Origin of the sequence: Microcystis sp. LE19-8.1F (genome assembly GCF_027531715.1) — a bacterium.
GTDB classification, from domain to species: Bacteria; Cyanobacteriota; Cyanobacteriia; order Cyanobacteriales; family Microcystaceae; genus Microcystis; species Microcystis wesenbergii_A.
The window spans coordinates 1-11,979 of record NZ_JAPZSO010000089.1 but is presented as its reverse complement, the minus strand read 5'-3'; the positions used below and the strand labels follow the sequence as shown (position 1 = coordinate 11,979).

The following is an 11,979-nucleotide window of genomic DNA, read 5'->3' as shown; positions in this document are numbered from 1 at the left end:
CGCTTCTTTGCCTTGAATTTCTACCCCTAAGCGCACTATTGCTTGAGAAGTGGCGATATTTTCTATTCCTTCTCCCGTTACGGTAATTGTCCTCAATTCTCTTTCGTTTGCGTAACTAGGCATAACTAATCCGGTGTTGATGAGGATAAGGGACAGCAAAAAAGCCAAGCAAAATTTTCTGTAATTCATGAAAAATCCGTAGCGATCGATACTATATTTCGATTCTAGCCTTTATTTTGGGCAATTGAGTGGAAGATTATCCCTTTTCCGTCACTTTCGGAATATTGGTGACTAAGCTCTGGGAACTTGAAGGGGCCTTTAAGCAATGAGTGTAAAGAACCACAGAGACACAAAGGACACAAAGACCGATCGCTACTATATAAGTAGGTAGGCGTTAAAAGTTATCAGACACCCCCCTTATCAAGGGGGGATTAAGGGGGGATCGGCACCCCCCTTATCAAGGGGGGCAGGGGGGATCGAACCTAAAATCCATTTTTAATTTAATTATAACCAGCTACTTAAGTTAAACTTATCACACAGAACCTAGAAGAGCCGATAAATTCTCAAAACTTGCTATGATCTAACAAGATTGTTAATGCACTTTCTCGGCTTAATTATCCCCTGCAATGACTCGCCAAATTCACGACCAATTTGCCAAGGAATATTTAGAAGAACTCTTAGCGTCTCTGGGAACGATTAAAAAGAGCAAGAAAGTCAAGAGTGAAGTCCAAGAAATCGATGTCTGGTTTGAACCAGCCAGTTCAGCATCAAGGACTGAATTACCCTTGGGCATACTCGGTAAAATGGCGGCGACTTGCTGCTTATTTGAACCTTTCCGTAACCCACCCTCCGAGGTAGAGATTCGCAGTTGCATCTCAAAGTTATATGCGGTTCATGGCGAGGTCTTGAGGAAGGCGAAAAGGACAAACAAAACTCTAACAGAAGCTGAACTACCAGTTCTCTGGATTTTAACGCCTACTTTTTCGGCGAGAATGATTGAAGAAGTCGTGGGAATCCCCCCTTCATTCCTACCGGAAGAGGGAATGAAAGAGGAGTGGGGAAAAGGAGTTTATTTTTCCCCTAGCCTATTCAAAACAGGAATCGTCGCCATCCATCAATTACCAGTCAATAACGAGACTTTATGGTTGAGGGTGCTAGGGAAAGGAGGGACGCAGAAACGGGCAGTAGAAGAATTAGTGCAATTACCTGAAGGTAATCCTTTCCAAGAGAATTTACTGGAAATTCTGGCCAACTGGCGCAAGAGTTTGGAATTAAGAGATAATTTAAGTGCCGAAGAACAGGAGGACATTATGAACCTATCACCAGCTTATTTACAACAACGAGAAGAGTGGAAACAAGAAGGGATACAAGAAGGGATACAAGAAGGGATACAACGAGGCAGTTTAGAAGAACGGTATTCCCTGATAACCAGTCTTCTGGAAGGACGCTTTGGCAGCCTAGATGCAGAATTATCTAGTCTGGTGGGACAGATTGCCCAACTTCCTATCTCGGAACGCACCGGTTTACTTCTTTCTCTGGCTAATTTATCTCGCTCAGAACTGTTAGAAAGATTCAGGGAAAATTAAACTTTCAATCCCCCCAAGCCAGGAAAAACTATACCCAAGCATTAATGGTAGTTTATCTGCTGAATTATGCTCAAATCTTGCTTGCGGATAGAAAACGGGTTTCTCCGAGAAACCCGTTTTCTGTGCGTTACTCAACGGATTTAGTATGACAACTGATAAAAACCCCTCTAATTAATGAAAGGGAATTGTCGGATTTTATTGATGGTATTAGGAGACTTTTGTGGTTTCTTTTTCTGAGGATTTGGAGGATTTCAATTGGCGCTTGAGGGTTGAAGCTGCGCCGAGAGTGCCGAGGACGAGGAGACTGAGGGTTGAGGTGGGTTCAGGCACTAGCATAGTACCGGTGTTGGTATTGGTAAAAGAGAAGCTCAGGTCATTGTAATTAAATGGACCATTAAACAGATCTTCAAAGCTGACTAAAGTTTTGTTTGGCATCCAGTTTTCTTGCACTCTGGCATGAGTCTTGTTGTCTGGATTTCGGCTAGCGGGTCCGGTAAAAAAGTTATTCCCTGTATTTTGGACAAACAGTCGGAATATCAATTCAGCACCGATAGAAAAAGAACCTAATGATACCGTACTACCCACTGTCGAAGAGAGATTATTGAAGATAAAAAGATCGTTAGAAAAATCTCCATCGTCACCAGGGTTGCCTAATCCATCAAGCATTAAGTACAAACTGTTGCTGAACGAGGCAGAATTGCCCTCATAAGTCGCTATTACTGGAGAAGTATTACTTACCAACACTTTTATCCCTTCAGTGCCTGGGGATGCTATGGGAAAGGAATATGCCGCCATCGGAGCGGAGACAACCGCCCCAAAAACTGCTCCTAGTGAGAAATACCAAACGTGATTCATTATCTTTCTCCTGTGTTAACTTTACAGTGTTAATTTCACGTCCGTATGATACACATTACCCCCCCCCGAACTGTATTCTAAGCTACATTTTTATAAATATTTACATTCCTCTCCGTCAGGCTTCTTTGGCAACGATAAGAGCGATCGCCTTCTATCTTTTAGTAGTCAATAATGCCGATGACTAGAGCTAAGTTAAGATTGAAGGGCATTCAGTTGTTAATTCGTGTAATTCTTGAGTAGGGCGAAAATATGACGACACTACTTGTGCAAGCGACCTCGGCTCCTCTGATGATTGATCTTCCTTGGATTATGCCGATGACGGAGGAGCAATTTTATGAATTTTGTTTAGCCAATCGAGATTTACGCATTGAACGCAGCGCTAGTGGAGAAGTGATCGTTATGCCTCCTGCTTTTTCAGATACGGGTAATCGCAATTTTAATATAGCTCTGCAACTGGGGAGTTGGTCAGAACTAGATGGAACGGGGCTTGGGTTTGATTCTAGTGCGGGTTTTACGCTGCCCAATGGTGCGACTCGTTCACCCGATGCTGCTTGGATTAAATTAGAACGCTGGAATGCTTTAACAGAAAAACAAAAAGCCTCTTTTGCCCCCATCTGTCCCGATTTTGTCATTGAATTGCGTTCTGCTAGTGATACGGTATCCAGTTTGCAGAAAAAGATGGAGGAATATATTGCCAATGGTACTTTATTGGGTTGGTTAATTGATCGCCAAAATCGCCAAGTCTATATTTATCGTCCCCATCAAGAACCGGAGATTTTAAATGCTCCTGAAACCATTAGTGGTGATCCAGAATTGCCGGGGTTTGTATTAGTAATGGCTAAGATTTGGTGAATGCGATCGCTGATGAAAGGTTCCGTCAATATAGAACAACTAAGCACGATTAACGCTGTTCTATCGGTGTTGCTCACGGGAATCCTCAACACTGATAGAACAGCGATAACTAATCATCCTGTTAAGATTGGGTCAGGGTAGCCAATTCTGAGGCCAAAGGATCAACCCGGCGTAAATTTGCCCCTAATGCTCTTAATTTACCCTCTAAATTATCGTAACCTCGATCGAGGTGATGGAGTCCCTGCACAATAGTAGTCCCCTGGGCTGCTAATCCTGCTACCACCAAAGCTGCCGAAGCGCGTAGATCCGTGGCCATCACCGGCGCCCCGGAGAGGAAAGGCACACCGCGCACTAAAGCCACATTTCCTTTGACCTTGATATCTGCTCCCAGACGCTTTAATTCGGCCACATGACGCAGACGGTTTTCAAAAACCGTCTCATTAACCACGCTACTGCCCTCGGCTAAAGTTAATAGAGCCATAAATTGGGCCTGCATATCCGTGGGAAAACCCGGATAGGGCAGGGTTTCGATATCGGTGGCTTTTAAGTCTCTAGGGATAATCCGGAGACGATTGGGACCATCTTCCACCACTTCCGGACCGATTTCGTGCAGTTTGGCAATTACCGAAGCTAAATGGCTGGGAATCACGGGATAAAGACTAATTTCTGAGCGGGTAATTGCCCCGGCTATCAGTAAAGTCCCGGCTTCAATGCGATCGGGAATGATACTGTAATCGGTACTGTGCAGACGGGAAACTCCCTCGATGACAATTGTATTGGTCCCGGCACCGCGAATTTTTGCCCCCATGGAAACACAAAAATTGGCTAAATCAATCACCTCCGGCTCCTGGGCCGCATTACCGAGAATGGTTTCCCCGAACGCTAAAGTCGCCGCCATCATTAGGGTTTCCGTCGCTCCCACACTGGGATAATCCAGATAAATATTCGCCCCTTTCAGACGACCATTACCCTTAACGCGGGCGTGTACCATGCCACGATCAATTAATACATCTGCACCCATTGACTGTAGGCCTCTAACGTGCAGATCCACTGGTCTGGCCCCAATGGCGCAGCCGCCGGGGAGGGGAACTTTTGCTTCTCCTAAACGGGCTAAAATCGGTCCAATGGCGAAAAAACTGGCCCGCAACTGGGAGACGAGATCGTAGGGTGCTTGAGCTTGTTTGAGGTCTCTGCCATCAATCTCTAGTCTATCTCCGGTGCGACTGACTTGCACGCCCAAAGCCGAGAGAATTTGACTCATCCGCTCGATATCGGCCAGGGCAGGTACATTACTAATCTGGCACTCGTCGGAGCAGAGTAAAGCTCCCGCCATAATCACTAGAGCGGCATTTTTGGCACCACTGATCTTGACTTCACCCTTGAGAGAGTGACGACCTTGAATTTCTAAATAGGGATGCTCGGTATCGATGGTCATAGGATGATTCATTTATCTTGGTTGGCAGTCTTGGCTAAGGAGAGCTTCGGCAAAATGACACTGCATTTTATCAGATTTTTGAGGAAATTATTCGTGATTCTACCCCGAAAAGCGATTTTTGTCTTAATTATCTGAACTATCTTGACTTATGGATTGTCCGATAGTATAATAAAAGATTGTGAAAGAAGAATGCGGAACTGGCGGAATTGGTAGACGCGCTAGATTCAGGTTCTAGTGTCTGCAAAGACTTTCGGGTTCAAGTCCCGAGTTCCGCATTATCTCCCTCAAGACGCAGTTGTTTAGGGTAGCCCTAGCGGGGTGAAAAATCCGATTGGCTATGATTAGCAGTGTTCAAAACCCTTTAATCAAGCAAATTCGCAAGCTACACCGCACTAGAGAGCGACAGGAGCAGAATTTGTCCTTAATTGAGGGAACGCACTTACTAGAGACGGCTTTAGCCCTGAATTGTTCCCTAGAGACGGTTTGTTATACTGAAAAGTGGCGGCAAAGACAGGGACAATTAGCAGAGAAGCTTCAAAATCAAGCCAAACGAGTCGAGATAGTTTCCCCAGAAGTCCTCGCTTCCCTAGCAACAACGGTTAATCCCGATGGTGTGATTGCCACTATTTCCCGTCATCACCTTCATCCAGTCCCCCAAAATCCGCTACAATTGGGCTTAGTTTTGGAAAGATTGCAGGATCCGGGTAATCTCGGCACTATTATCCGCACTGCCGTGGCTACGGAAGTACAGGGTATCTGGTTAAGTCTTGATAGCGTCGAAATCGATAACCCCAAAGTGATCCGCAGTTCCGCCGGGGAATGGTTTCGATCGCCCCTAGTGGTAGAATCGGATTTATCGGCTTTAGTGAAAAAATATCAAGCACAGGGGGTAAAAGCGATCGCGACTTTACCCACAGCCACCAAAAGCCATTGGGAGATTGATTTTACCCGTCCGACTTTAATCTTGTTAGGCAATGAAGGAGCCGGTTTATCGCCCCAATTAGCGGCTTTAGCCGATGAAACGGTGAAAATTCCCCTCTTTGGTGGTGTAGAATCTTTAAATGTTGCGATCGCTACTGCTGTCATCCTCTACGAAGCTAGAAGACAATTATCGGTGAATATTTAAACCAGACAAGAATTAGAGATTTATGTATTCTCGTTTTCTGTCTCCCAATCTAAATTATCTAGCATCTTCAACAATAAATTAATGAATACGATAATTTCTCCACCCTCCTCTGGTTTAGGATCGATGAATCGATGAGCGTAACGGTTACGAAAAAGCTTCATTGTACCCGAATATAAATCACGGTATGCCTCTAATTCTTCTGATGGAAGCTTATCTTTTTGTACAGATTTATTGCTTCCAAAAATTAGGTTAACAATACCATTACCCGTGGCTTTTTGATTAATATTATCAATATTTCCCAGTTTCCTCATGCGGTCTTCTAAAACCACTGTCGCATTGCGAATCGCAGTATCCCACGCTTTTGGATTATCTCCACCCGCACTCACAGAAAAACGGACTCTCTCCCATAGTTCGGAGTCTAAATGTTCAACTTCAGTCAAGGGAATTAGATGAGGAATAGCCGAGCGATTGGGTTCGTCAAAGTTAGAATCAACCGCTTCATAAGCTTCTCCTGTTAGAGCGCCCTTGTATTCATCCGAGGCTATTCTTTGCCACTTAATATAACGATGGTCTTGTAATGTAGCGAGCGTTGGGAATTCGACATCAGGACAGCTATCAGAACCCGTGTAATTTGGCCAACTAGGACCTCCGAAAACCTGACAACCCCACAAAATATTGCCCTCGGGAAGATGACCAGCCCGTACTTCTTGAACTATCCATCGCAAAAGGTTTTTTTGATTTTCTGTTAACGTCATATTTACACCTCCAAAAATAATTAACAGTACCATTATACTATGTAGTTTTGATTTTCGTAACGGGAATTTGCTAAAATTGACCTTTATATAAATCCCTCGGATAGGTGAAACTGTTTCTATGAATAGTGAAATTTGAGACAGTCAACCAATTTTTTACACTTCCGTTTTTTTGGCAGATTTTGGCGGAATTTGCGCGGCTGTTAAGGTGAAAATTTGGCCATCTTTGAAAATGCTGATAGATTCTCCTAAGAGACGGTGTCTCTCAATTGCTTCTGCGATTGCGACTCTAACACCTGTATCGATTCGTTCCGATAATTTATCAGGAATTGGTTCAGTCATGGGCTACCTCGGTTATTTGTTGCCAGATAGAGGGGTCATAGATTTCTGGGGTTGCTGATTGGCGATGGGAATCTGCTTGTGTGGGGTTTTTAAAACCTAGAGCCAAAGTAAGTAGCTGGTTATAATTAAATTAAAAATGGATTTTAGGTTTGATCCCCCCTGCCACCCCTTGATAAGGGGGGTGCTGATCCCCCCTTAGTCCCCCCTTAATAAGGGGGGTATCTGATGATTTTTAACGCCTACCTACTTAACTTTTGGATAGGATGCACGGTTGGCAAGTAGCTTGAGTCAGCAACACCGCAGAAAAATTAATTCTGACTCAAAAATAAGCTGGGCAATCCGATAAGATTATCCTGCTTAAAAAAGATCGAATTTTGTTGTCGCAATTTACCGATTAATCTTGTTACTGTGACTCTGGTAGTGCCGATGGCGCTGGCAATTTGAGCGTGAGTTAGGGGATAGGGGAGATAATAGCCTTCTACACAGGGTTGACCGTATTCTTCCAATAATATAACCAAGAACCCCATTAATCGATCGAGGGAGCGTTTTTGACCGAGAATACTCAACCAAAATAACTTACGCTGGTATTGATGGCGAAAAGTTTCCATAACAGCCGATCGCAATTGCGGCCATTTTTCTAGGTCTTCCCAGTATAACCAGACTAACTCGGTTCCGTCTAGATGAGCTTGGGCTTGTAATTGAAAGGGAAATTGAGAAACAATCTCAAAAGGTTGACCTGCACCCACAAAACCAAGAAATACTTCCTCACTATCGGCCATAGGTAGTTGACGGGAGGATTTTTGGTCAATAACGTTAACTTGTGCCTTACCAACAATACGAATCGCCCCAGATTCGACAAAGTATAATAGCCCGGGGCGCGTGGCTACTTTTTCATCTTTGGCAAAGGTATGGTTACGATAATGGGATTTTGCCCAGTTAAAGATTTCTGTTTCTTGACCGATTAAGGGTATAAAATCCGACGAAGGAACCGAAGAAGACATTAAAATTAATAACCCACTGGGGCGTTGAGGGAACTGTAAACTAATGTAACAAAAAATTGCTGCGATTGGGGGGGGTCTTGTGGCCGCTAGATGGTTATCGGTCAATAATCCCTAAAAGTTGCGGGGATTGAGCAGATAGGAGAATTATTAAGTATTCTTAACAGTATCGCCGCCCCAATGTTACAAAAGCTAGATAATCACCTTATCTATTCTTAACTTTTTCTCGCTTTTCTGGGGACTATGGCATAAGATAGGATGCGTAACTATAATTTTCTATCCGATGATAGATGATAGATGATAGTTGATAGATAACTTAAATTTATACTTTTCCTTAAAAACTTCGGTCAAACTTGTATGAATAGCATTAGACAAAAAGTTGAATCCCTCTTGAATCAATTACCAGATGATTGTTCAATTGAAGATATTCAGTATCATTTATACGTTCTGGAGAAGGTGCGTCAAAGTTTGAACGCTGCCTCTCTGGAGAATACAATCCCCCAAGAAGAAGTTGAGGGTCTTTTAAACAAATGGCTGATCGAGTGAATTATCGCCTTGTCTGGTCGCCCAAAGCAATTGAAGACGTGGATGCGATCGCATCTTATATTAGTCGAGATTCCCCGTCCTACGCGGCGGCCGTCGTACGTCGAATTCTTGATATAAGCTATTCTTTAGAAAATTGTCCCCTAGAAGCGAAAAAATGCGCCGAATTTAACGATGATACCATCCGAGAAAAGTCTGCCTATGCCTACCGTCTGATCTATCAAATTCAAGGGGCGGTAGTTATTATAGCGGCGATCGTCCATAGCAAGCATTTCTTGGATTGATCGAGTCAGTGATCAGTGATCAGTTATCAGTTATCAGATTTGAGTTTTCAGTTCACAAGGGCCGAATCTAAAACCAAATTTGTTAAGCTAAAAGCTTTAATCTACTCAGTTTCTAGCCTTCTTTTTAGGTAGGAGAATTGCCAGATTCTTTCTGGGAGCCTATTGCCTGTTGCCTATTGCCTCTTGCCTTCAGTTCACTGATTACTGTTTACTGTTTACTGATCACTGAAAAGTCCCCCAACCCCCAATTTTGAGCCTAATTCCCGCTTAATCCGGTTGAGAATCGAGGTTTCATCGAGGGAATCGAGAATACTGGTCACCACTGCCTTCGGGCCATCGGGTCCCCAGGTGGCCCCATTAGCGAGATAGGTTTTCGTCACTTGGCCGATCGCGTAACAGGATACACCGGCAACTCCCGCTTGAGTCAGGGCGATCGAAGTATAGGGAAGGAGAGAAATACCGCCAGTGGCAGGAATCGAGAGACCGAGTAATCCTTTTAGGGAACTTAAGCCCAAAACCGCTAAAAATTCGCTGGCACTAATGCCACCCATATTGAGGGCAATTTTTTGTAAAAGAGCGATCGCCCCCTGACGAGTTAAATCGATGCCGTATAAGCGAGAAAGAGCGAGAATCATGGCTAGATCGATGACTGCCCCCGTAAACAGATCCAACACCGTCACCGGATTGAGAGCGATCGCCGATGCTTTGATCATCACTGCTTTTTGAATCAATTGATTAGCGCCACGATCACGGATAGCCATTTTGCGGGCGACAATTTGCTCGTTTACCTCGTCCGCATACAGCATAGAATTGAGTGCTACGAGCGATTTACCCTCTCGCTCTAGAATTTCCAAAATTTTGAGTTTCAGAGCTTCTATCTGGGGTTTTCCGCGAAATCGTTGCGTTTTTAGCCGCCCATCCTGCCCTTTAACCGTCTCCGCCAGGAGGGGAGAGGCCGCCACCATAACAATCTCATCGGGGGAGAGTAATTCTTTCACCCGTTCTGAGGCGATTTTCTCATAGATAGCGAGGCGATCGACTTCCGGATACTGATCGATTTTATTAAAGACCAAAATCATCGGTTTTCCTGCTTCCCGCAACTTGGCCAGGGCGGAAAATTCCACTTTGGTCATATCACCGGAGATGATAAAAAGGATTAAATCCACCTGCTGCGCCACCTGACAGGCGAGAATTTCCCTCGTTTGCCCATCTACCTCATCAATACCGGGAGTATCAAGCAATTGCACCTGAGCATTACCCTGGCCGTTCAGGGTCAGACGCGCTAGATTGGGGAAAGTATCATCGCTGCTTAACTGCCAATTTACCCCTTTAATGGTGCGGGTAACTCCGTGTAGGGGACCGGTTGTAAAGATTTCTTGACCGACCAGAGCATTTAAAATCGAGGATTTTCCCCGGCCCACCAGTCCAAAAGCGGCAATTTGAATCAGGGATCGATCGAGTTTTTCTAGCAGGGCCACTAGGCGATCGATCTCCGCTTCTAGACCAATTTTCTCGATCGAGGTAAGATCGAGACGCTCAACAAGTTTGCCCAGAGAATTGCGTGCCTGATTATAGTTGAGTTCTTCTTGAATAGTGCCGACACCTCGAAGTGCTTGTTCTAGGTCTTCGGTATTCCAAGCTCGATCGAGGAACGGGTCAGAGGTCATTTCAGTTATCAGTTATCGGTTATCAGTTATCAGTTATCAGTTATCAGTTATCAGTTATCAGTTATCAGTTATCGGTTATCAGTGATTAAGTAGGTGGGTGTTAAAAATTGTCAGATACCCCCCTTATCAAGGGGGGATTAAGGGGGGATCAAGGGGGGATCAAGGGGGGATTTATCTTCAATTATAACCAGCTACTTTATTAAGGATAATCAGGATGAGTGTCATCTACGACTTGGAACACATCACCACCTATCATTATCGTAAACCGGTAACTTTTGGGGAACATCGGGCGATTTTTTTGCCTAGTGCCGGTCACGGTGAAAGAATTATCAGTTATTCTGTAGAAGCGAATATTGCCGCCAAAACGCGCTGGACTATGGATACTCTATCTAACAACGTGGTAGGGCTTGAATTCGCCGAAGCAGCGTCAGAATTAATCGTTACCTGTCGATTACGGGCAGAACATTTTGGCTTAAAAGCGATCGCTGATTTTCCCCTCGCTCAACGGGCGATCGAAATTCCCATCCAGTACACCCCCGATGAATGGTTAGATCTAGTGGCGTTTATGCGTCCCCACGCCGAGGATGCCGACGGCAGCCTGGCAGCTTGGGCCAAAAGTTTTGTAGCGGGGGACCAAGATGATACCCTCGATGTCATGGAAAGAATGATGGCGGCTATCAAAGATAATTTTACCTACCAAGCCCGGGAGAGTGAAGGAACTCAATCCCCCGGAGAAACCCTGCGGCTAAAGTCGGGAACTTGTCGCGATTATGCTTGGTTGATGATCGAAGCTTTGCGAAGATTGGGTTTAGCCTGTCGTTTTGTCAGTGGCTATCTCTACGATGCTGCCCTCGACGGTGGCGAAGTGGGGATGACTGGCTCTGGCGCTACCCATGCTTGGTTACAGGTTTATCTACCGGGGGCCGGTTGGCGTAATTATGATCCGACTAATCAAATTACCGCCGGCTTTGATTTAATTCGAGTGGCGATCGCTCGTCATCCCGGTCAAATCATACCTCTTTCCGATTCTTGGTTTGGTGATGCCGATGACTATTTGTCTATGGATGTTAAAGTGACCATCCGCAAGCTGGGGACGCTGCCAGATTTTGATCCCAGGGAATAGGTTGAATTTCGGGTTTTTCCTTGACCGGCGATCGGCTTCTAACTCCCCCAAAGGAAAACTTCCTACTTCACTATTAGGATAACTGCTACGGCGGATTCAGGCTCAGTCTGGTACATCTTCTAAGGGTCAAGGCTTATCCAATAAGGAGTTGTCTGTGCCAGATGGATAGAGGAATCGCCGTAAGTAGGTAGGTGTTAAAAATTGTCGGCTCCCCCCTTATTAAGGGGAAATTAAGGGGGGATCGGCACCCCCCTTAATCAGCTATCCATTAGTCAGATCTTTCTTAACAAAAAGAGAAGAAACTTAAAAAAAGGGGAAACGATTGATAGGTATAGTTTTGAAAGAAGGAATTAAGGTGGAGGTGAGCAAAAAAATGGAGAAATGGGCAGCCCAAGAATTACAGTATGCAGACCTAG

12 protein-coding genes, 1 tRNA gene and 1 pseudogene are annotated in these 11,979 nt (G+C 44.7%); 7 read left to right on the top strand and 7 right to left on the bottom strand.

Annotated features, from left to right (window positions below):
- Positions 1-189: pseudogene (locus O9334_RS09580) on the bottom strand (SIMPL domain-containing protein); the annotation flags it as partial.
- A 437-nt stretch (positions 190-626) separates the two neighbouring features.
- Between O9334_RS09580 and O9334_RS09575 the strand changes: the two are divergent.
- Entirely contained in the window at positions 627-1,586 is a 960-nt protein-coding gene (locus O9334_RS09575) for an RpnC/YadD family protein (protein WP_288000021.1), read from the top strand.
- Between the two features lie 207 nt (positions 1,587-1,793).
- Here O9334_RS09575 and O9334_RS09570 read toward each other — a convergent pair whose 3' ends face one another.
- Positions 1,794-2,441 carry a PEP-CTERM sorting domain-containing protein gene (locus O9334_RS09570; RefSeq protein WP_045356323.1) on the bottom strand — a complete coding sequence of 216 codons (648 nt, stop codon included), beginning with the start codon at positions 2,439-2,441 and terminating at the stop codon, positions 1,794-1,796.
- A gap of 249 nt (positions 2,442-2,690) precedes the next feature.
- Here O9334_RS09570 and O9334_RS09565 point away from each other — a divergent pair, with 249 nt between their 5' ends.
- Positions 2,691-3,293, top strand: a complete 603-nt coding sequence (locus tag O9334_RS09565; protein WP_288000019.1) for a Uma2 family endonuclease — start codon at positions 2,691-2,693, stop codon at positions 3,291-3,293.
- A gap of 121 nt (positions 3,294-3,414) precedes the next feature.
- On the opposite strand, the gene murA is transcribed toward O9334_RS09565, so the two are convergent.
- Positions 3,415-4,728, bottom strand: coding sequence for a UDP-N-acetylglucosamine 1-carboxyvinyltransferase (murA, locus tag O9334_RS09560; protein ID WP_288000017.1), 1,314 nt, complete (start codon positions 4,726-4,728; stop codon positions 3,415-3,417).
- Between the two features lie 191 nt (positions 4,729-4,919).
- On the opposite strand from murA, the gene O9334_RS09555 reads away from it, so the two are divergent.
- Positions 4,920-5,003, top strand: a tRNA-Leu gene (locus O9334_RS09555).
- A gap of 62 nt (positions 5,004-5,065) precedes the next feature.
- The gene (locus tag O9334_RS09550) at positions 5,066-5,854 is read left to right on the top strand and encodes a TrmH family RNA methyltransferase (protein WP_288000015.1); all 789 of its coding nucleotides are present in this window, start codon (positions 5,066-5,068) and stop codon (positions 5,852-5,854) included.
- Positions 5,855-5,874: 20 nt separating this feature from the next.
- Here O9334_RS09550 and O9334_RS09545 read toward each other — a convergent pair whose 3' ends face one another.
- From O9334_RS09545 to O9334_RS09535, 3 genes are all read right to left on the bottom strand, one after another.
- Positions 5,875-6,609, bottom strand: coding sequence for a TIGR02391 family protein (locus O9334_RS09545; RefSeq protein ID WP_045356418.1), 735 nt, complete (start codon positions 6,607-6,609; stop codon positions 5,875-5,877).
- Positions 6,610-6,762: 153 nt separating this feature from the next.
- Complete coding sequence (locus tag O9334_RS09540) at positions 6,763-6,948, bottom strand: hypothetical protein (RefSeq protein ID WP_045356315.1); 186 nt, start codon at positions 6,946-6,948, stop codon at positions 6,763-6,765.
- Positions 6,949-7,256: 308 nt separating this feature from the next.
- Positions 7,257-7,949 carry a Crp/Fnr family transcriptional regulator gene (locus tag O9334_RS09535; RefSeq protein WP_045356417.1) on the bottom strand — a complete coding sequence of 231 codons (693 nt, stop codon included), beginning with the start codon at positions 7,947-7,949 and terminating at the stop codon, positions 7,257-7,259.
- 354 nt (positions 7,950-8,303) lie between these two features.
- On the opposite strand from O9334_RS09535, the gene O9334_RS09530 reads away from it, so the two are divergent.
- The gene (locus O9334_RS09530) at positions 8,304-8,492 is read left to right on the top strand and encodes a hypothetical protein (protein WP_002737442.1); all 189 of its coding nucleotides are present in this window, start codon (positions 8,304-8,306) and stop codon (positions 8,490-8,492) included.
- The gene (locus O9334_RS09525) at positions 8,477-8,773 is read left to right on the top strand and encodes a type II toxin-antitoxin system RelE/ParE family toxin (protein ID WP_045356305.1); all 297 of its coding nucleotides are present in this window, start codon (positions 8,477-8,479) and stop codon (positions 8,771-8,773) included. The genes O9334_RS09530 and O9334_RS09525 overlap by 16 nt, the downstream gene beginning before the upstream one ends.
- 215 nt (positions 8,774-8,988) lie before the next feature.
- Here the strand turns inward: O9334_RS09525 and O9334_RS09520 are convergent, their stop codons facing one another.
- Positions 8,989-10,440 (bottom strand): GTP-binding protein, encoded by a 1,452-nt coding sequence (locus tag O9334_RS09520; protein WP_045356303.1) that lies wholly within the window; start codon positions 10,438-10,440, stop codon positions 8,989-8,991.
- Positions 10,441-10,654: 214 nt separating this feature from the next.
- On the opposite strand from O9334_RS09520, the gene O9334_RS09515 reads away from it, so the two are divergent.
- Positions 10,655-11,563: a transglutaminase family protein gene (locus O9334_RS09515; protein WP_288000009.1), complete on the top strand. Its 909-nt coding sequence runs from the start codon at positions 10,655-10,657 to the stop codon at positions 11,561-11,563.
- The last annotated feature ends 416 nt before the right edge of the window (positions 11,564-11,979 follow it).